This window comes from Pseudomonas reidholzensis, from assembly GCF_900536025.1.
GTDB classification, from domain to species: domain Bacteria; phylum Pseudomonadota; class Gammaproteobacteria; order Pseudomonadales; family Pseudomonadaceae; genus Aquipseudomonas; species Aquipseudomonas reidholzensis.
Genome location: NZ_UNOZ01000039.1, coordinates 174,654 through 193,478, shown reverse-complemented (window position 1 = coordinate 193,478; position 18,825 = coordinate 174,654). Strand labels below are relative to the sequence as shown.

Sequence of the window (18,825 nt, the reverse complement as noted above, 5' to 3'; positions counted from 1 at the left end):
TCAATTCCTCAACGCGGCTCGGCGGGGGCCGGCAGGGTGAAACCGGAAACCGAACGGCGCATCTCGCTGGCCATCCGCGCCAGGTGACGAATACTGTCGGCGGTGGCGCCGGAGCCGGCAGACGTCTGTGCGGTGATCTGCTGGATCACCGCCATGGTGTGCGAGATCTGCCCGGCCGACGAGGTCTGCAGCTGCGCGGCATCGGAAATACTGTGGATAAGATCGGCCAGGGTCTGCGACACCCCTTCGATCTCGGCCAGGGCTACCCCGGCGTCCTGGGCCAGGCGCGCGCCGCGCACCACTTCAGCGGTAGTCTGCTCCATGGAGATGACCGCTTCGTTGGTGTCGGTCTGGATCGTGCGCACCAGCGCCTCGATCTGCCGGGTGGCCGACGAGGAGCGCTCGGCCAGGCGCTGCACTTCGTCGGCGACCACGGCAAAGCCGCGCCCGGCCTCGCCGGCCAGCGAAGCCTGGATCGCCGCGTTGAGCGCGAGGATGTTGGTCTGTTCGGCAATGTCATCGATCAGGCTGACGATGTCACCGATCTCCTGCGAAGACTCGCCCAGACGCTTGATCCGCTTGGCGGTGTCCTGGATCTGCTCGCGGATGTTGTCCATGCCATGGATGGTGTTGTGCACCACCTCGTTGCCCTTGTTGGCGATCGCCACCGAACGCGCGGCGACCTTGGCCGACTCGTAGGCGTGGCCCGACACCCGGTCGATCGACTCGACCATGTCGCCGACCGCCAGCGACGCTTCGCTGATCTGCTCGACCTGGTGCTCCGAGGCCTTGGCCAGCTGGCGGGCGGTGTTCTGGGTTTCCTGCACGGCGGCGGCCACCTGCACGGCGCTGTGATTGATGGTGGCGACCAGGTCGCGCAGCTGGTCGACCGAATAGTTGATCGAGTCGGCAATCGCCCCGGTGAAGTCCTCGGTGACCGAAACCGTCACGGTCAGGTCGCCGTCGGCCAGCTCCTCGATCTCGTCGAGCAGGCGCATGATCGCCTGCTGGTTGCGCTCGTTCTTCTCGGCGGTTTCGCGCAGCTGACGGTGGGTGGCGCGGACCATCACCGAGCCGATGAGGATGATCGAGGCCAGCGCGATCAGGCCCAGCACATAACCGCCGACGGTATCCAGGGTGCGCCCGTTGGCCAGGTTCTCGAAGCTGTTGGCCAGGTGCGAAGCCTCGTCGAGCAGGGTCTGCGACAGGCTGAAGATGTTGCTGGCGGCCTCGCGCACGCGGAACAGTTCAGGCGAGGTCTCGAGGATTTCATCGACACTGCCGGCGACGAACTGGAACAGCTCGGCGATTTCCGCCAGGCGGGCACGGGCATCGGCGTCCTCGACCCGGGTCACCTGGATCGCCGGGTTGCCGCCGAGCATGCCTTCGAGCACCTGGCCAAAGCGGCTGGCATCGCGGCCAAAGGCATCGGCCGCCTGCACGGAGGTGTCGTCACCGGCCAGCACGGTATTGACCGAGCCGAGAATACGTTCGGCGAGCAGCAGCTGGCGCTGGGCCACGGCCACCTGGCTGGCGGGCGCACCGCTCTGCAGGAGGATTTCGACGACCTTTTCGTACTCGACCTGCAATTGCGGCACGGTCTCGGCCAGGGTCGCGGCCACCTGGTGCAGCGACAGCACGGTCTGCTCGCTGGCCAGGATAGTGTCGGTGTTCTTGCGCAGGTTCTCCCAGTCCTGGCGCACGGCTTCCATCTCGTCGCGCACCTTCGCCGGCGCCGCAGGCAACGCGGTGGCCTTGTCGCCTTCGCGCAGGTAGCCCCAGCGGCGCTCGAAGTCGTTGCGCGAATCGGACAGCAACCTGAACGCCAAGGCCTTGCCGGCCGCCGCCTCGGTGGCGTTCTTGGCGATCCGCTGAGACAACACGCGCAACTCGCCGGCATGGCCGATGTACTGCTTGTCGTAGTTGGACTGGGTGTTGAGGTAGGCGAAGTTGGCGAACAGCAGGATGATCGACAGGATCAGCACCACGAACAGCACGGTGATCTGCGCGCTGCTGCGGATACGCGGCGTCACGGCAGGTGGAGTGACGGGGCTGGCGGGCTTGTTCACGGTCGATCCTCTACAACGCTACATCGAGAAAACCCGGCGCTTGGGCCAGGGCGAACGGACTGAAGATCGCCCAGTTGTGTTCCCGCGGGAAATGCCCCTGGACAAAGGGCGCGGCGGCCGCCAGCAGTGGCTGCGGCGGCGACAGGTCGAGGCTGCTGAGGGTGAAGTGCTGCAGGCCGAGCACCTCGTCCACCAGCAACCCGGCGAACAGGTCTTCGTGGTCCAGCACCAGCACCCGCCGCTGTTTGCCCGGGGCGATCGGGCCGAGGCCGAAAAAGCTGCCCAGGTCCATCACCGGCAACAGCCGACCGCGCAGGTTGGCCATCCCGCAGACCCATGGCTGCACCCCGGGCACACGGCTACTGCGCGGCTCGCGCAGGACTTCGGCGACTTCGACCATGGGCGCCACGAACCACTGCCGGGCCACCCGAAAACCAATGCCGCTCCACTGTTGCAGGCGGCTGTCCTGCAAGGGTTGATCGGCCACCAGCAGGCGGCAACGCCGATCGATATCCAGCAGCAACTCGAAGGCGGTCAGCGACGCGCCCTGGGGGCGGGTGGTCAAGCCCCGAGCACTTCTTTGAGCTTGGCGATCAGGGCGTCTTCTTCCACCGGCTTGGTGAGGAAACCACGCGCGCCCTGGCGGGTTGCCCAGATACGGTCGGTTTCCTGGTCCTTGGCGGTGATCACCAGGACCGGAATATGGTTAGTATCAGGGTCCTTGGACAACTGACGGGTCGCCTGGAAGCCGTTCAGGTTGGGCATGACGATGTCCATCAGGACCGCGTCGGGCTTCTCCTGGCGGGCCAAGGCGACGCCGTCGGCGCCGTTTTCGGCCTTGAGGACCTGATGGCCGTGCTTTTCCAGCAGCGCGGTCAATTTGTACAACTCTGTCGGCGAGTCGTCGACAATCAGAATTCGGGCCATGCTGTTTCCCCATGAAGGAAAAGTGACGCCGCCATGGCGGGCAGGGTCAGGGTGCGTGTTGTTCGTGCGCGGCGAATTCGGGCACATGGGCCCTGATCGCGTCGAGCAGTTCTTCCTTGCTGAACGGTTTGGTGAGGAACTGGTCGGACCCGACCACCCGCCCGCGCGCCTTGTCGAACAGGCCATCGCGGGACGACAGTAAAATGACCGGGGTGTCCTTGAATGCGCTGTTGTGCTTGATCACCGCGCAAGTCTGGTAGCCGTCGAGGCGCGGCATCAGCACATCGACGAAGATGATCCGCGGCATATGGTCGACGATCTTCGCCAGTGCATCGAAGCCGTCGCTGGCGGTGATCACCTCGCAGCCAGCCTCGCTCAGCAGCATCTGGGCGGTGCGGCGGATCGTGCGGGAATCGTCGATCACCATCACCTTCAGGGGTTGTTCCATAAGTGCGTTGAGTCCGCTTATCGCGAGCTTGCCCCGCGATCAAATCGCCCGAAGGCCTGTGCAGGCATTTTTAGCACACTCCTTGTAGGCATTCCATCTGCCGCACCCCTTGACCATCCACGCGTGCGGCGCCACCCTGAGCCACTTTTCTTTCCAGCCATCGCGGCCAAGCGCCGCCAAGAGGACCCACCCATGAGCGTTCGCCTCGGGATTGTCATGGACCCCATCGCGTCCATCTCCTACAAGAAGGACAGCTCGCTGGCCATGTTGCTGGCGGCCCAGGAGCGCGGCTGGACGCTGTTCTACATGGAGCAGCAGGACCTGTACCAGAGCGCCGGCGTGGCGCGGGCCAAGCTGCGCCCGCTGAAGGTGTTCGCCGACCCGGCGCACTGGTTCGAGCTGGAGGCGGAAGTCGACGCGCCGCTGAGCGACCTCGACGTGATCCTGATGCGCAAGGATCCGCCGTTCGACATGGAGTTCGTCTACAGCACCTACCTGCTGGAGCAGGCCGAAGCCGCTGGGGTGCTGGTGGTCAACCGGCCGCAGAGCCTGCGTGACTGCAACGAGAAGCTGTTCGCCACGCTGTTCCCACAGTGCACCCCGCCGACCCTGGTCAGCCGCCGTCCGGACATCATCCGCGCCTTCGCCGCCGAGCATGGCGACGTCATCCTCAAGCCGCTGGACGGCATGGGCGGCACGTCGATCTTCCGCCACCGTGTGGGTGACCCCAACCTGTCGGTGATCCTCGAGACCCTGACCGCGCTGGGCACCCAGCAGATCATGGCGCAGGCCTACCTGCCGGCGATCAAGGACGGCGACAAGCGCATCCTGATGATCGACGGCGAGCCGGTGCCGTATTGCCTGGCGCGCATCCCAGCCAGCGGCGAGACCCGCGGCAACCTGGCCGCCGGCGGGCGTGGCGAAGCTCGCCCGTTGACCGAGCGCGACCGCTGGATCGCCGCCCAGGTCGGCCCGACCCTGCGCGAGAAGGGCCTGCTGTTCGTTGGCCTGGACGTGATCGGCGAGCACCTGACCGAAATCAACGTGACCAGCCCGACCTGCATCCGCGAGATCGACAACGCCTTCGGCACGCAGATTGGCGCGCAACTGATGGACGCCATTGATCGCAAGCTCAAAGCACGCTGACCACCGACGCGGAGCAAAACCGCCGAGTGGGGTATGATGCCGGTCTTTCAATCCTGACCTGCTGCCCCGCTTTGCGGTTGCTGGATACCTGATGACGCTGCCCGCCGACATCCCTGCCGACCTGTTGCCACCCCGCGTTCGCCCGGTGGACCGGCTCGGCTTTACCCTGTTTCTGGCTGCCCTGGTGCACCTGGCGCTGATCCTCGGGGTCGGCTTCAGCGTGGTCAAGCCCAGCGAAATCCGCCACACCATGGACATCACCCTGGCCACCTTCAAGAGCGAGAAAGCGCCCGAGAAGGCCGATTTCCAGGCCCAGGACAACCAGCAGGGCAGTGGCACCCTGGACAAGAAGGCGGTACCGACGACCACCGAGCTGGCACCGTTCCAGGACAGCAAGATCAACAAGGTCACGCCGCCGCCCGCAGCCAAGGTCGAAACCCCGCCTGCGCCGCACAAAGCCGCGGTGGCCACCCAGGCCACCAAGGTGCAGAAGGTCGAGCCCAAGCCCAAGGAAACCAAGGCCCAGCCCAAACCCGCGGCCGCGACCCCGGATTTCGACAGCTCGCAGTTGTCGAGCCAGATCGCCAGCCTCGAAGCGGAGCTGTCCAACGAGCAGCAGCTGTACGCCAAGCGGCCGAAGATCCACCGCCTGAATGCCGCCTCGACCCTGCGCGACAAGGGCGCCTGGTACAAAGAAGAATGGCGCAAGAAGGTCGAGCGGGTGGGTAACCTCAACTACCCCGATGAAGCCCGCCGCCAGCAGATCTACGGCAACCTGCGGATGATGGTCTCGATCAACCGTGACGGTTCGCTGTTCGAGGTGCTGGTGCTGGAGTCGTCCGGCCAGCCCTTGCTGGATCAGGCTGCGCAGCGCATCGTCCGCCTGGCGGCGCCGTTTGCACCGTTTACCGGGGACATGGCCGAGTTCGACCGGCTGGAGATCATCCGCACCTGGCGCTTTGCCCGCGGCGACCGCTTGTCGAGCAACTGAGGGGCAGCTGCAAGCGTTGAGCTGCAAGCGACAAGAAACAGACGGCCTGCGCCGAACCCGCTTTTCCTTGCCGCTTGCCGCTTGCAGCTCATAGCGGCTGGCGCCACACTATCCCCCATGAAAACCCTCTCTCCGAGTTACCTCAAGCATCAGTTCCTGATCGCCATGCCGCACATGGCCGATCCGAACTTTGCCCAGACCCTGACCTATATCGTTGAGCACAACGCCAATGGCGCCATGGGGCTGGTGGTAAACCGGCCGCAGGACCTCAACCTGGCGGATATCCTCGAGCAGTTGCGCCCCGACGAAGAGCCGCCGATCGGCACCGTGCACGTACCGATCTACCTCGGCGGGCCGGTGCAGACCGACCGTGGCTTCGTCCTGCACAGCAGCGAACGCGGCTACCAGGCCACGGTCGAGCTCGAAGGCCTGTCGCTGTCGACCTCGCAGGACGTGCTGTTCGCCATCGCCGAAGGCGTCGGCCCGGCCAAGAGCCTGATCACCCTCGGCTACGCCGGCTGGGAAGCCGGCCAACTGGAAGCGGAGCTGGCCGACAACGCCTGGCTCAACTGCCCGTTCGACCCCGAGATCATCTTCGGCCTGGCCAGCGAGCAGCGCCTCGAAGCCGCCGCCGCGCTGCTGGGGATCAACCTCAGCCTGCTGACCAGCCAGGCGGGCCACGCCTGATGAGTGAGTTACGTCTACTGCTGGGCTTCGATTACGGCACCAAACAGATCGGCGTCGCGGTCGGCCAGGTCATCACTGGCCAGGCCCGCGAGCTGTGCACCCTGAAGGCCCAGGACGGCATCCCCGACTGGGCCCAGGTGGAAAAACTGATCAAGGAATGGAAGCCCGACGCCATCGTCGTCGGCCTGCCGCTGAACATGGACGGCACGCCGAGCGAGATGAGCGCCCGCGCGCAAAAATTCGCCAACCGCCTGCACGGGCGCTACAACCTACCGGTGCACACCCACGACGAACGCCTGACCACCTTCGAGGCCAAGGGCGAACGCATGGCCCGTGGCGGCCAGCGCGGCAGCTACCGCGACAACCCGGTCGACGCCATCGCCGCAGCCTTGCTCCTGCAGGGCTGGCTGGAGGCCAACACCTAGTACCGTCCCCATCATTCGCTTTGCCGCCGGGCCCTCCCGGCGCCCCGAGGAGCCCGCAATGAGCCTACCCAACCCCGCCGAGCTGATCCGGCAGATGGCCGTCGACCTTCGCGCCCACCTGGCCCGCCGCGCCATTGCCGAGCCGCGCTTCATCGGCATCCGCACCGGTGGCGTGTGGGTGGCCCAGGCCCTCCAGCAGGCGCTCGCCGACACCAGCCCGCTGGGCACCCTGGACGTGTCGTTCTACCGCGACGACTTCAGCCAGAACGGCCTGCACCCGCAGGTGCGCCCCTCGGAGCTGCCGTTCGAGGTCGAAGGCCAGCACCTGGTGCTGGTCGACGACGTGCTGATGAGCGGCCGGACCATCCGCGCCGCCCTCAACGAACTGTTCGACTATGGCCGCCCGGCCAGCGTGACCCTGGTCTGCCTGCTCGACCTGGATGCCGGTGAACTGCCGATCCGCCCCAATGTGCTCGGTGCCACTCTGTCGCTGGCCGCCCATGAGCGGGTAAAATTGACCGGACCCGCGCCGCTCGCCCTCGAGCGCCAGGACCTCGCCACCGCTTCCGCCCTTTAAGAGCCCCCCGTGATGACGCCATTCGACGCCAAGCGCCCGCTGCAGCTCAACGATCAGGGCCAGCTGCGCCACTTTCTCTCGCTCGACGGTTTGCCCCGCGAACTGCTGACCGAGATCCTCGACACCGCCGACTCGTTTCTCGAAGTGGGCGCCCGGGCCGTGAAGAAAGTCCCGTTGCTGCGCGGCAAGACCGTGTGCAACGTGTTCTTCGAGAACTCGACCCGTACCCGCACCACTTTCGAACTGGCCGCTCAGCGCCTGTCGGCCGACGTGATCAGCCTGAACGTATCGACCTCGTCGACCAGCAAGGGCGAGACCCTGTTCGACACCCTGCGCAACCTCGAGGCGATGGCCGCCGACATGTTCGTCGTGCGCCACTCCGACTCCGGCGCCGCGCACTTCATCGCCGAGCACGTGTGCCCGGACGTCGCCGTGATCAACGGCGGTGACGGTCGCCACGCGCACCCGACCCAGGGCATGCTCGACATGCTCGCCATCCGCCGCCACAAAGGCAGCTTCGAGAACCTCTCGGTGGCCATCGTCGGCGACATCCTGCACTCGCGCGTGGCCCGTTCCGACATGCTCGCGCTGAAGACCCTGGGCTGCCCGGACATCCGCGTGATCGGCCCGAAAACCCTGATTCCGGTCGGCATCGAGCAATACGGCGTGAAGGTCTACACCGACATGGCCGAAGGCCTCAAGGACGTCGACGTGGTGATCATGCTGCGCCTGCAGCGCGAGCGCATGGCCGGTGGCCTGCTGCCCAGCGAGGGTGAGTTCTACCGCCTGTTCGGCCTGACCACCGCGCGCCTGGCCGGGGCCAAGCCGGATGCCATCGTCATGCACCCGGGGCCGATCAACCGCGGCGTCGAGATCGAGTCGGCGGTGGCCGACGGCAAGCACTCGGTGATCCTCAATCAGGTCACCTATGGCATCGCCGTGCGCATGGCCGTGCTGTCGATGGCCATGAGCGGGCAGAACGCACAACGACAATTCGACCAGGAGAACGGCCTGTGAGCATCAGCATTCTTGGCGCCCGGGTAATCGATCCGCGCAGCGGCCTGGACACCCTCACCGACCTGCACCTGGAAGGCGGGCGGATTGCCGCGATCGGCGCCGCGCCGGCCGGTTTCAGCGCCAGCCGCACGATCCAGGCCGAAGGGCTGATCGCAGCGCCCGGCCTGGTCGACCTCGACGTGGCCCTGCGCGAGCCGGGCTACAGCCGCAAGGGCAACATCGCCAGCGAGACCCGCGCCGCCGTCGCCGGTGGCGTCACCAGCCTGTGCTGCCCGCCGCAGACCCGCCCGGTGCTGGACACCTCGGCAGTCGCCGAGCTGGTCCTGGACCGCGCCCGCGAGGCCGGTAACAGCAAGGTCTACCCGATCGGCGCGCTGACCAAGGGCCTCGAAGGCGAGCAACTGGCCGAGCTGATCGCCCTGCGCGACACCGGCTGCGTGGCCTTCGGCAACGGTTTGCAACAAATCCCCAACAACCGCACCCTGGCCCGCGCGCTGGAATACGCCGCGACCTTCGACCTGACCGTGGTGTTCCACTCGCAGGACCGCGACCTGGCCCACGGCGGCCTGGCCCACGAAGGCGCCATGGCCAGCTTCCTCGGCCTGCCGGGCATCCCGGAAAGCGCCGAGACCGTGGCCCTGGCGCGCAACCTGCTGCTGGTCGAGCAGAGCGGCGTGCGTGCGCACTTCGCCCAGATCACCAGTGCCCGTGGCGCGCAGCTGATCGCCCAGGCACAGGAAATGGGCCTGCCGGTGACCGCAGACGTAGCCCTGTACCAGTTGATCCTCACCGACGAGGCGCTGCGCGACTTCTCCAGCCTGTACCACGTGCAGCCGCCGCTGCGCACCAGCGCCGACCGTGATGGCCTGCGCGCCGCCGTCAAGTCGGGGGTGATCCAGGCGATTTCCAGCCATCACCAGCCGCATGAGCGTGACGCCAAGCTGGCACCGTTTGGCGCTACTGAGCCGGGCATCAGCAGTGTCGAACTGCTGCTGCCGCTGGCCATGACCCTGGTCGAGGACGGCCTGCTCGACCTGCCGACCTTGCTCGCGCGCCTGACCAGCGGTCCGGCGCAGGCCCTGCGCTTGCCGGCCGGGGAGCTGAAGGTCGGTGGCGCGGCGGACCTGGTGCTGTTCGACCCGAAGGCCTCGACCGTGGCGGGCGAGCACTGGCTGTCGCGCGGTGAAAACTGCCCGTTCATCGGCCACTGCCTGCCGAGTGCGGTGCGTTATACCTTGGTCGACGGGCACGTTTGCCACGAGGCCTGATCCATCCCCGCGGCCGCTTCGCGGGCAAGCCCGCTCCTACAGGACTCACCACTACCCCTGTAGGAGCGGGCTTGCCCGCGAGGGGCCGCGACTGGCCCCAGAAGACCTTGCCTGGATCGACCATTCATCCTCCCCGGTTGAAATCCTTCCCCCCTCCCCCCATATGAGTCTGCATCAGGCATTTTCGCCCCGCTGCGTGGAGACTCTTCCCTTGACTACCATCGTTTCAGTCCGCCGCCACGGCAAAGTCGTCATGGCGGGCGACGGCCAGGTTTCCCTCGGCAACACCGTGATGAAAGGCAACGCCAAGAAAGTCCGGCGCCTGTACCACGGCCAGGTCATCGCCGGCTTCGCCGGGGCCACTGCCGATGCGTTCACCCTGTTCGAGCGCTTCGAAGCCCAGCTGGAAAAACACCAGGGCCACCTGGTCCGCGCCGCTGTCGAGCTGGCCAAGGAATGGCGTACCGACCGTTCCCTGAGCCGCCTGGAAGCCATGCTGGCGGTGGCCAACAAGGACGCCTCGCTGATCATCACCGGCAACGGTGACGTGGTCGAGCCGGAAGACGGCCTGATCGCCATGGGCTCCGGCGGCGCCTTCGCCCAGGCCGCGGCCCGCGCCCTGCTGAACAAGACCGACCTCGGCGCCCGTGAAATCGCCGAAACCGCGCTGAACATCGCCGGTGACATCTGCGTGTTCACCAACCACAACCTGACCATCGAGGAGCAGGACCTGGCCGAGTAATCAGTTGTTCTGGCGTCCCGCCCAGCGCGGGACTTTTCCACACTGATTGCTCCGCCCAAGGACCGTACTGATCATGTCCATGACCCCCCGTGAAATCGTCCACGAACTGAACCGCCACATCATCGGCCAGGACGACGCCAAGCGCGCTGTCGCCATCGCCCTGCGCAACCGCTGGCGGCGCATGCAGCTGCCGGCCGAGCTGCGCGCTGAAGTCACCCCGAAGAACATCCTGATGATCGGCCCGACCGGCGTCGGCAAGACCGAAATCGCCCGGCGCCTGGCCAAGCTGGCCAACGCCCCGTTCATCAAGGTCGAAGCGACCAAGTTCACCGAAGTCGGTTACGTCGGCCGCGATGTCGAGTCGATCATTCGTGACCTCGCCGACGCCGCGCTGAAGATGTTCCGCGAGCAGGAAATCATCCGCGTGCGCCACCGCGCCGAAGACGCCGCCGAAGAGCGCATCCTCGACGCGCTGCTGCCCCAGGCGCGCAGCGCCAGCAGCTTTGCCGAAGAAGCCGCGCCGTCGGCCAGCGACTCCAACACCCGCCAGCTGTTCCGCAAGCGCCTGCGTGAAGGCCAGCTGGACGACAAGGAAATCGAGATCGAAGTCGCCGAGTCGATGGGCGTCGAGATCGCCGCGCCGCCCGGCATGGAAGAGATGACCAACCAGCTGCAGAGCCTGTTCGCCAACATGGGCAAGGGCAAGCGCAAGGCGCGCAAGCTCAAGGTCAAGGAAGCGCTGAAGATGGTCCGCGACGAAGAAGCGGGCCGCCTGGTCAACGAAGAAGAACTCAAGGCCAAGGCCCTGGAAGCGGTCGAGCAACACGGTATCGTGTTCATCGACGAGATCGACAAGGTTGCCAAGCGTGGCAATGTCGGCGGCGCCGATGTGTCCCGTGAAGGTGTCCAGCGCGACCTGCTGCCACTGATCGAAGGCTGCACCGTCAACACCAAGCTGGGCATGGTCAAGACCGACCATATCCTGTTCATCGCCTCGGGTGCGTTCCACCTGAGCAAGCCGAGCGACCTGGTGCCCGAGCTGCAAGGCCGCCTGCCGATCCGTGTCGAGCTCAAGGCGCTGACCCCGGAAGACTTCGAGCGCATCCTGCAGGAGCCGCACGCGTCGTTGACCGAGCAGTACCGCGAGCTGCTGAAGACCGAAGGGCTGAACATCGAGTTCCTCGGCGACGGCATCAAGCGCCTGGCCGAGATCGCCTACCAGGTCAACGAGAAGACCGAGAATATTGGTGCGCGTCGCCTGCACACCCTGCTCGAGCGCCTGCTCGAAGAGGTGTCGTTCAGTGCCGGTGACCTGGCCAGTGCGCATGACGAGACGCCGATCCGTATCGACGCCGAGTACGTCAACGGCCACCTCGGTGAGCTGGCGCAGAACGAAGACCTGTCGCGCTACATCCTGTAAGACCCCCAGGGGCCGCTGCGCGGCCCCACTGGCACCTTGAATCTCTCTGGCTAAAGCTCGAAGCTTGCAGCTAACGCCCAGAGAGATTCAGCCCATGGCCCGCCTGCCCACCGCAATCAACCTGCACAAAGCCTCAAAGACCCTGACCCTCACCTACGGGCCAGACGAGGTCTATCACCTCCCCGCCGAATTCCTGCGCGTGCACTCGCCCTCTGCCGAGGTCCAGGGTCACGGCAATCCGATCCTGCAAGTTGGCAAGATCAACGTTGGCCTATCCGGCCTGGAGCCGGCCGGTCAATATGCACTGAAATTGACCTTCGACGACGGCCATGACAGCGGATTGTTCACTTGGGAGTACCTCGAGCAGCTGTCCCTGCGCCAGGCCGAGCTGTGGTCCGAGTACCTCGACGAGCTGCGCAAGGCCGGAAAATCCCGCGATCCTGCCGAATCTCTGGTCAAACTGATGCTCTAGCGCAAGCGTCCTGTGGATTAGAGCGCATTTTCTAATTCAGTCTGCTTGAATGCCTTATCGACGGCCAATCACCGGCTGTCTTGCGCATTACATGAAAGTCGGGTAACCAATGGAGCTGGCAAGTTCCCTGCATTGCTTATCAGGCAGGCAGGGCCGGGCCGGTATGTTGTAGAGGTCGCGAGCGAAAGCAGGCTGTCTTCACACGCAGAGTACCCGCAGCTCATCACTGACACGCATCCGGTCGCAGCAGCGCTGTTCCTTATCACTGGTCACCCGAGCAAGCAGTACCGGGCTGTCGTCTGTGTACCCGCCACAGCCAGCCGGTACTCGTCTCAGGACAACGGAGCGTCGTAGATGAGTAACAAGAACACCGATGATTTGCAGCGCCAGGCCTCGGAGAACACGCTGGGCCTGAACCCAGTGATCGGGATCCGCCGCAAGGACCTGCTGAGCTCCGCGCGCAATGTCTTGCGCCAGGCCGTGCGACAGCCGTTGCACAGCGCCAAGCACATCGCCCATTTCGGCCTGGAACTGAAAAACGTCCTGCTGGGCAAATCCAGCCTGCAACCCGAGGGCGACGACCGCCGCTTCCACGACCCGGCCTGGAGCAGCAACCCGCTGTACCGGCGCTACCTGCAGACCTACCTGGCCTGGCGCAAGGAGCTCAACGACTGGATCAGCGACGCCGACCTGTCGCCGCAGGACATCAGCCGCGGCCAGTTCGTCATCAACCTGATGACCGAAGCCATGGCACCGACCAACACCCTGGCCAACCCGCAGGCGGTCAAACGCTTCTTCGAGACCGGCGGCAAGAGCCTGCTCGACGGCCTGTCCAACCTGGCCAAGGACATGGTCCACAACGGCGGCATGCCCAGCCAGGTCAACATGGACGCCTTCGAGGTCGGCAAGAACCTCGGCACCAGCGAAGGCGCGGTGGTCTACCGCAACGACGTGCTCGAACTGATCCAGTACCAGCCGATCACCGAACAGGTGCACGCCCGCCCGCTGCTGGTGGTGCCACCCCAGATCAACAAGTTCTACGTGTTCGACCTCAGCCCGGAAAAAAGCCTGGCGCGCTTCTGCCTGCGCTCCCACCAGCAGACCTTCATCATCAGTTGGCGCAACCCGACCAAGGCCCAGCGCGAGTGGGGCCTGTCGACCTACATCGACGCGCTCAAGGAAGCGGTCGATGCGGTACTGGCGATCACCGGCGCCAAGGACCTGAACATGCTCGGCGCCTGCTCTGGCGGCATCACCTGCACCGCGCTGGTCGGGCACTACGCGGCGACTGGCGAGACCAAGGTCAACGCCCTGACCCTGCTGGTCAGCGTGCTCGATACCACCCTCGACAACCAGGTCGCGCTGTTTGTCGACGAGCAGACCCTGGAAGCGGCCAAGCGCCACTCCTATCAGTCGGGCGTGCTCGAAGGCAGCGACATGGCCAAGGTGTTCGCCTGGATGCGGCCCAACGACCTGATCTGGAACTACTGGGTCAATAACTACCTGCTCGGCAACGAGCCACCGGTGTTCGACATCCTGTTCTGGAACAACGACACCACGCGCCTGCCGGCCGCCTTCCACGGCGACCTGATCGAGATGTTCAAGAACAACCCGCTGACCCGCCCCGAGGCCCTCGAGGTGAGCGGCACGGCAATCGACCTGAAGCAGGTCAAGTGCGATATCTACAGCGTTGCCGGCACCAACGACCACATCACCCCGTGGCAATCGTGCTACCGCTCGGCGCACCTGTTCGGCGGCAAGATCGAGTTCGTGCTGTCCAACAGCGGCCATATCCAGAGCATCCTCAACCCGCCGGGCAACCCCAAGGCGCGCTTCATGACCGGCGAGGACCGGCCCAACGAGCCGCTGGTGTGGCAGGAGAACGCGGTCAAGCACGCCGATTCCTGGTGGCTGCACTGGCAGACCTGGCTGGGCGAGCGCGCCGGCGAGATGAAGAAGGCCCCGACCCGCCTGGGCAATCGCGCCTATGCCGCCGGCGAGGCGGCTCCGGGTACTTACGTCCACGAGCGTTGAGCAGGCCGCCCTGGCCGCTCGCGGGCGGCCACGGCGCCTGGTCCCTTACCGAGTCTCGCGCATGTCGCAACCGTACGTTTTCCGCACCGTCGAGCTGGACAACCAGTCCATCCGCACCGCCGTGCGCCCAGGCAAGCCGCACCTGACGCCGTTGCTGATCTTCAACGGCATCGGCGCCAACCTGGAGCTGGTGTTTCCGTTCATCGAAGCACTCGACCCGGACCTCGAAGTCATCGCCTTCGACGTACCCGGGGTCGGCGGCTCGTCGACGCCGCGCCAGCCGTACCGCTTTCCGGGGTTGGCCAAGCTGACCGCGCGCATGCTCGACTACCTCGACTACGGCCAGGTCAACGCGATTGGCGTGTCGTGGGGCGGCGCGCTGGCCCAGCAGTTCGCCCATGACTATCCCGAGCGCTGCAAGAAGCTGGTACTGGCGGCCACCGCCGCCGGCGCGGTAATGGTCCCGGGCAAGCCCAAGGTGCTGTGGATGATGGCCAGCCCGCGGCGCTATGTGCAGCCTTCGCACGTGATCCGGATCGCCCCGATGATCTATGGCGGGGCCTTTCGCCGCGACCCGGACCTGGCCATGCAGCACGCCTCCAAGGTGCGTTCCGGCGGCAAGCTGGGCTATTACTGGCAGCTGTTCGCCGGCCTCGGCTGGACCAGCATCCACTGGCTGCACAAGATCAGCCAGCCGACCCTGGTCCTGGCCGGCGACGACGACCCGTTGATCCCGCTGATCAACATGCGCCTGCTGGCCTGGCGAATTCCCAATGCACAGCTACACATAATCGACGACGGTCACCTGTTCCTGATCACCCGGGCCGAGGCCGTCGCCCCGATCATCATGAAATTCCTCCAGGAAGAACGACAGCGCGCGGTCATGCACCCCCGCCCCGCCTCCGGCGGTTGACTGGGTGGCTGCGCATGGGGGATCCACTGGCTGTATTGGGTCAGTCGCAACGAGGGAGTGTTGTCATGAAAGTAAAGCCGCCCAAAGGGACCCCGCACGTCCCCGCCACCATCATGAACGTGCAGAACGCCATCACCGGCCTGCGCGGCCGTGACCTGATCTCGACCCTGCGCCACGTCGGTCGCCACGGGCTGCGCAACCCTGTCTACACCGCACGCCACCTGCTTGCCCTGGGCGGCCAGCTGGGCCGCGTGATCCTCGGCGACACCCCGCACCAGCCACACCCGCGCGACAGCCGTTTCAACGACCCGACGTGGAGCCAGAACCCGTTCTACCGACGCGGCCTGCAGGCCTACCTGGCATGGCAGAAGCAGACCCGCCTGTGGATCGAGGAAAGCTCGCTGTCGGATGACGACCGGGCCCGCGCGCACTTCCTGTTCACCCTGATCAACGATGCCCTGGCCCCGAGCAATTCGCTGCTCAACCCGCTGGCGGTGAAGGAGCTGCTCAACACCGGCGGGCAAAGCCTGGTGCGCGGCCTCGCCCACCTGCTCGACGACCTGCGGCACAACGACGGCCTGCCACGCCAGGTCGACGAGCGCGCCTTCGAGGTCGGCGGCAACCTGGCCAGCACCCCCGGCGCGGTGGTGTTTCGCAACGACCTGCTGGAGCTCATCCAGTACAAGCCGATGAGCGAGAAACAATACGCCCGGCCGCTGCTGGTGGTGCCGCCACAGATCAACAAGTACTACATCTTCGACCTCAGCCCGACCAACAGCTTTGTCCAGTACATGCTCAAAAGCGGCCTGCAGGTGTTCATGGTCAGCTGGCGCAACCCCGACCCGCGGCACCGCGAATGGGGCCTGTCGAGCTACGTGCAGGCGCTCGAGGAAGCCCTCAACGCCTGCCGCAGCATCAGCGGCAACCGCGACCCGAACCTGATGGGTGCCTGCGCCGGCGGCCTGACCATGGCGGCGCTGCAAGGCCACCTGCAGGCCAAGCGGCAACTGCGCAAGGTGCGCAGCGCGACCTACCTGGTGAGCCTGCTCGACAGCAAGTTCGACAGCCCGGCCAGCCTGTTCGCCGACGAACAGACCGTCGAGGCGGCCAAGCGCCGCTCCTACCAACGCGGCGTCCTGGACGGCGGCGAGGTGGCGCGGATCTTCGCCTGGATGCGGCCCAACGACCTGATCTGGAACTACTGGGTCAACAACTACCTGCTCGGCAAGACCCCGCCGGCCTTCGACATCCTCTACTGGAACGCCGACAGCACGCGCCTGCCCGCCGCGCTGCACGGCGACCTGCTGGACTTCTTCAAGCACAACCCGCTGACCCACGCCGACGGCCTCGAAGTCTGCGGCACACCGATCGACCTGCAGCAGGTCGCGGTGGACAGCTTCCACGTCGGCGGCAGCAACGACCACATCACCCCGTGGGACGCGGTGTACCGCTCGGCCCAGCTGCTCGGTGGCGAGCGCCGGTTCGTGCTGGCCAACAGCGGCCATATCCAGAGCATCATCAACCCGCCGGGCAACCCCAAGGCCTACTACCTGGACAACCCACGGCTGTCCAGCGACCCGCGGGCGTGGTTCCACGATGCCAAGCGCAGTGAAGGCAGCTGGTGGCCGTTGTGGCTGGAGTGGATCGAGCAACGGTCAGGGCCGCTCAAGGAGCCGCGCGTGGAGCTCGGTAACGCCACCTACCCGCCGCTGACGCCGGCACCTGGCACCTACGTGTTGGTGCGCTGAACGGATGAAGACCCGCGACCGTATCCTTGAATGCGCCCTGCAGTTGTTCAACCAGCAGGGCGAACCAAACGTCTCCACCCTGGAAATCGCCAACGAACTGGGGATCAGCCCAGGCAACCTGTACTACCACTTTCATGGCAAGGAGCCGTTGATCAACGGCCTGTTCGAGCGCTTCGAAGAGGCGCTGATGCCGCTGCTCGACCCGCCCCTGGACGTGCGCCTGGACGCCGAGGATTACTGGCTGTTCCTGCACCTGATCGTCGAGCGCATGGCGCAGTACCGGTTTCTCTTCCAGGACCTGTCCAACCTGACCGGACGCCTGCCCAAGCTGGCACGCGGCATGCGCAGCCTGATCAACGCGATCAAGCGCACCCTGGCGGCGTTGCTGGCCAGCCTCAAGGCGCAGGGGCAGGTGACCAGTGAGACCCAGGCGTTGGGGCAGCTGGTGGAGCAGATCACCATGACCTTGATGTTCTCGCTCGATTACCAGCGGGTGATTGGCCGCGAAGGCGATGTGGGGGTGGTGGTGTATCAGGTGATGATGCTGGTCGCACCGCACCTGCAGGCGCCAGCACGGTCGGCGGCGGAGCAGTTGGCGATGAAGTACCTGGAGGGGTGAGTCAGTTGCTTTTGCAGTGAGGCATTCGCGGGTGAACCCGCTCCCACAGGGTATTGAGCTGCACCTGTGGGAGCGGGTTCACCCGCGAAAAGGGCGACGCGGTATCAGGCTTGCGTAGCCGCGCTCACCGGGGCCGACGGTGCACTGCTAGCGGTGGCCGCGCTTGGCGCCGGTGCTGCGGTGGCTGCTGGCGACGCGCTGGCTGCCGGAGTTGCCGCCTTGGCCGCTGCCGGTTTGGCCGGTGCCTTCTTCACGGCAGGCTTCTTCGCCGCCGCTGGTTTTGCAGCTGGCTTGGCTGCCACCGGCTTGGCTGCCGACTTGGCCGCAGCAGGCTTGGCCGCGGGTTTGGCCGCTGCGGTTTTCACCGCAGGCTTGGCCGCCGCAGGTTTTGCAGCAGGCTTGGCAGCGGCCTTGACCAATGGCTTGGCGGCAGTCTTGCTGGCCGCGGCCTTGGACACGGGGGTGACCGAAGCGCCGGTGAGTTTCTCGATCTGCTTGGTCAGCGTGTCGACCTGCTGGTGCAGGGCCTTGATCTCGTTGCGGCTCGGCACGCCGAGGCGCGAGATCGCGCTGTTCAGGCGCTTGTCGAAAGCTTCTTCGAGCTCGCCCCACTTGCCCAGCGCACGCTCTTTGACATCGGACACGCGCGAGGTCGTCGCAGACTTGGCGCCATCGGCGGCCGAGTCGACGGTCTTCTTCGCTTGCTTCTCGGCTTTTTCGCCATCCTTGACCAACGCATCAAACAGCTTGGGGCCGTCCTGATCGACCTTGGAGTAGATACCCAGGCCAGCCAACCAGATCTTGCGGGAGTACTTCTCGATTCCGCCGATCCAGGAGCTGCCTTCTTTTTCGGTGTTCTTCTTGCCAGCCATCCTGCTCTCCTTATGGTTTGCGCGAGGTACGCTCGAGCAATTCGTGGAGTTGTTCCAACTTGATGGACAACGCCTCAACGTCATGTTTAGACGGAATGCCGAGGCGATTCAAGCCACGCGCGACGCGCGCATCGAAAGCTTTCTCGATCTTGTCGAGTTGAACCTCGACCTTGCCGCGTACTCGGCTGACTTCTTCGCCCGCTTCGTCGATCTGGTGATTGGCCGCATCGAGCTTCTTGTCGAGGGTTTTCTTGCCGCGCTTTTCGACACTTTCGCCGGCCTTGACCAGCTCTTTGATGTACTCGCTGCCTTCTTGACCGACGCGGGCATAGGCGCCCAGGCCTGCCAGCCAGATTCGGCGCGCGTAGCTGCGCACCTCGCCCAGGGTGCCCTGGGCGTCGTCTTTTTGCTTCAGGTTGATCTTGGCCATGCTCTGCACCTCTCGCTCAT

At 65.5% G+C, this 18,825-nt stretch carries 20 protein-coding genes; 14 read left to right on the top strand and 6 right to left on the bottom strand.

The genetic code is table 11. The features are described 5' to 3' along the window. Positions 1–8: 8 nt before the first annotated feature. From CCOS865_RS27420 to CCOS865_RS27405, 4 genes are read right to left on the bottom strand one after another with little or no spacing between them, the layout of a single operon-like run. Positions 9–2,069 (bottom strand): methyl-accepting chemotaxis protein, encoded by a 2,061-nt coding sequence (locus CCOS865_RS27420; RefSeq protein ID WP_119146831.1) that lies wholly within the window; start codon positions 2,067–2,069, stop codon positions 9–11. 10 nt (positions 2,070–2,079) lie between these two features. Then, positions 2,080–2,634 (bottom strand): chemotaxis protein CheW, encoded by a 555-nt coding sequence (locus CCOS865_RS27415; protein ID WP_119146829.1) that lies wholly within the window; start codon positions 2,632–2,634, stop codon positions 2,080–2,082. Continuing rightward, positions 2,631–2,996: a twitching motility response regulator PilH gene (pilH, locus tag CCOS865_RS27410; protein ID WP_119146827.1), complete on the bottom strand. Its 366-nt coding sequence runs from the start codon at positions 2,994–2,996 to the stop codon at positions 2,631–2,633. The genes CCOS865_RS27415 and pilH overlap by 4 nt, the downstream gene beginning before the upstream one ends. Before the next feature lie 46 nt (positions 2,997–3,042). Next, positions 3,043–3,444 (bottom strand): response regulator, encoded by a 402-nt coding sequence (locus CCOS865_RS27405; protein ID WP_119146825.1) that lies wholly within the window; start codon positions 3,442–3,444, stop codon positions 3,043–3,045. Between the two features lie 192 nt (positions 3,445–3,636). Here CCOS865_RS27405 and gshB point away from each other — a divergent pair, with 192 nt between their 5' ends. From gshB to CCOS865_RS27330, 14 genes are all read left to right on the top strand, one after another. Then, complete coding sequence (gene gshB / locus CCOS865_RS27400) at positions 3,637–4,590, top strand: glutathione synthase (RefSeq protein WP_119146823.1); 954 nt, start codon at positions 3,637–3,639, stop codon at positions 4,588–4,590. A gap of 91 nt (positions 4,591–4,681) precedes the next feature. Continuing rightward, positions 4,682–5,581: an energy transducer TonB gene (locus tag CCOS865_RS27395; RefSeq protein ID WP_119146821.1), complete on the top strand. Its 900-nt coding sequence runs from the start codon at positions 4,682–4,684 to the stop codon at positions 5,579–5,581. 117 nt (positions 5,582–5,698) lie between these two features. Further along, entirely contained in the window at positions 5,699–6,268 is a 570-nt protein-coding gene (locus CCOS865_RS27390; RefSeq protein ID WP_119146819.1) for a YqgE/AlgH family protein, read from the top strand. Next, entirely contained in the window at positions 6,268–6,693 is a 426-nt protein-coding gene (gene ruvX / locus CCOS865_RS27385; RefSeq protein WP_119146817.1) for a Holliday junction resolvase RuvX, read from the top strand. The genes CCOS865_RS27390 and ruvX overlap by 1 nt, the downstream gene beginning before the upstream one ends. 58 nt (positions 6,694–6,751) lie before the next feature. Continuing rightward, positions 6,752–7,270 (top strand): bifunctional pyr operon transcriptional regulator/uracil phosphoribosyltransferase PyrR, encoded by a 519-nt coding sequence (gene pyrR, locus CCOS865_RS27380; RefSeq protein WP_119146815.1) that lies wholly within the window; start codon positions 6,752–6,754, stop codon positions 7,268–7,270. Positions 7,271–7,282: 12 nt separating this feature from the next. Next, positions 7,283–8,287 carry an aspartate carbamoyltransferase catalytic subunit gene (locus tag CCOS865_RS27375; RefSeq protein ID WP_119146813.1) on the top strand — a complete coding sequence of 335 codons (1,005 nt, stop codon included), beginning with the start codon at positions 7,283–7,285 and terminating at the stop codon, positions 8,285–8,287. Beyond that, positions 8,284–9,555: a dihydroorotase gene (locus tag CCOS865_RS27370; RefSeq protein WP_119146811.1), complete on the top strand. Its 1,272-nt coding sequence runs from the start codon at positions 8,284–8,286 to the stop codon at positions 9,553–9,555. Before CCOS865_RS27375 ends, CCOS865_RS27370 begins: the two co-directional genes overlap by 4 nt. A 211-nt stretch (positions 9,556–9,766) precedes the next feature. Then, entirely contained in the window at positions 9,767–10,297 is a 531-nt protein-coding gene (hslV, locus tag CCOS865_RS27360) for an ATP-dependent protease subunit HslV (RefSeq protein WP_119146807.1), read from the top strand. A 73-nt stretch (positions 10,298–10,370) separates the two neighbouring features. Continuing rightward, positions 10,371–11,717 (top strand): ATP-dependent protease ATPase subunit HslU, encoded by a 1,347-nt coding sequence (gene hslU, locus CCOS865_RS27355; protein WP_119146805.1) that lies wholly within the window; start codon positions 10,371–10,373, stop codon positions 11,715–11,717. Between the two features lie 94 nt (positions 11,718–11,811). After that, positions 11,812–12,189, top strand: coding sequence for a gamma-butyrobetaine hydroxylase family protein (locus CCOS865_RS27350; RefSeq protein WP_119146803.1), 378 nt, complete (start codon positions 11,812–11,814; stop codon positions 12,187–12,189). A gap of 354 nt (positions 12,190–12,543) precedes the next feature. Then, the gene (phaC, locus tag CCOS865_RS27345; RefSeq protein ID WP_119146801.1) at positions 12,544–14,223 is read left to right on the top strand and encodes a class II poly(R)-hydroxyalkanoic acid synthase; all 1,680 of its coding nucleotides are present in this window, start codon (positions 12,544–12,546) and stop codon (positions 14,221–14,223) included. A gap of 61 nt (positions 14,224–14,284) precedes the next feature. Next, a complete protein-coding gene (phaZ, locus tag CCOS865_RS27340; RefSeq protein WP_119146799.1) occupies positions 14,285–15,136 on the top strand; it encodes a poly(3-hydroxyalkanoate) depolymerase in 852 nt (283 codons plus the stop codon). Positions 15,137–15,201: 65 nt separating this feature from the next. Next, positions 15,202–16,884, top strand: coding sequence for a class II poly(R)-hydroxyalkanoic acid synthase (gene phaC, locus CCOS865_RS27335; protein WP_119146797.1), 1,683 nt, complete (start codon positions 15,202–15,204; stop codon positions 16,882–16,884). Positions 16,885–16,888: 4 nt separating this feature from the next. After that, the gene (locus tag CCOS865_RS27330; protein ID WP_119146795.1) at positions 16,889–17,503 is read left to right on the top strand and encodes a TetR/AcrR family transcriptional regulator; all 615 of its coding nucleotides are present in this window, start codon (positions 16,889–16,891) and stop codon (positions 17,501–17,503) included. A 104-nt stretch (positions 17,504–17,607) separates the two neighbouring features. Here the strand turns inward: CCOS865_RS27330 and CCOS865_RS27325 are convergent, their stop codons facing one another. Both CCOS865_RS27325 and CCOS865_RS27320 read right to left on the bottom strand, forming a co-directional pair. After that, on the bottom strand, positions 17,608–18,375 hold the full coding sequence (locus tag CCOS865_RS27325) for a phasin family protein (protein ID WP_119146793.1): 768 nt from the start codon (positions 18,373–18,375) through the stop codon (positions 17,608–17,610). Between the two features lie 10 nt (positions 18,376–18,385). Next, positions 18,386–18,805 carry a phasin family protein gene (locus CCOS865_RS27320; protein ID WP_119146858.1) on the bottom strand — a complete coding sequence of 140 codons (420 nt, stop codon included), beginning with the start codon at positions 18,803–18,805 and terminating at the stop codon, positions 18,386–18,388. Positions 18,806–18,825 lie beyond the last annotated feature (20 nt).

Bases quoted from the DNA above. Each gene is read 5' to 3' on its own strand.
- hslU (WP_119146805.1), top strand. From the start codon at position 10,371: ATGTCCATGACCCCCCGTGAAATCGTCCACGAACTGAACCGCCACATC.
- phaC (WP_119146801.1), top strand. From the start codon at position 12,544: ATGAGTAACAAGAACACCGATGATTTGCAGCGCCAGGCCTCGGAGAAC.
- CCOS865_RS27405 (WP_119146825.1), bottom strand. From the start codon at position 3,444: ATGGAACAACCCCTGAAGGTGATGGTGATCGACGATTCCCGCACGATC.
- CCOS865_RS27390 (WP_119146819.1), top strand. From the start codon at position 5,699: ATGAAAACCCTCTCTCCGAGTTACCTCAAGCATCAGTTCCTGATCGCC.
- CCOS865_RS27330 (WP_119146795.1), top strand. From the start codon at position 16,889: ATGAAGACCCGCGACCGTATCCTTGAATGCGCCCTGCAGTTGTTCAAC.
- CCOS865_RS27350 (WP_119146803.1), top strand. From the start codon at position 11,812: ATGGCCCGCCTGCCCACCGCAATCAACCTGCACAAAGCCTCAAAGACC.
- pilH (WP_119146827.1), bottom strand. From the start codon at position 2,996: ATGGCCCGAATTCTGATTGTCGACGACTCGCCGACAGAGTTGTACAAA.
- phaC (WP_119146797.1), top strand. From the start codon at position 15,202: ATGAAAGTAAAGCCGCCCAAAGGGACCCCGCACGTCCCCGCCACCATC.
- CCOS865_RS27395 (WP_119146821.1), top strand. From the start codon at position 4,682: ATGACGCTGCCCGCCGACATCCCTGCCGACCTGTTGCCACCCCGCGTT.
- pyrR (WP_119146815.1), top strand. From the start codon at position 6,752: ATGAGCCTACCCAACCCCGCCGAGCTGATCCGGCAGATGGCCGTCGAC.
- ruvX (WP_119146817.1), top strand. From the start codon at position 6,268: ATGAGTGAGTTACGTCTACTGCTGGGCTTCGATTACGGCACCAAACAG.
- gshB (WP_119146823.1), top strand. From the start codon at position 3,637: ATGAGCGTTCGCCTCGGGATTGTCATGGACCCCATCGCGTCCATCTCC.
- CCOS865_RS27320 (WP_119146858.1), bottom strand. From the start codon at position 18,805: ATGGCCAAGATCAACCTGAAGCAAAAAGACGACGCCCAGGGCACCCTG.
- CCOS865_RS27325 (WP_119146793.1), bottom strand. From the start codon at position 18,375: ATGGCTGGCAAGAAGAACACCGAAAAAGAAGGCAGCTCCTGGATCGGC.
- phaZ (WP_119146799.1), top strand. From the start codon at position 14,285: ATGTCGCAACCGTACGTTTTCCGCACCGTCGAGCTGGACAACCAGTCC.
- CCOS865_RS27375 (WP_119146813.1), top strand. From the start codon at position 7,283: ATGACGCCATTCGACGCCAAGCGCCCGCTGCAGCTCAACGATCAGGGC.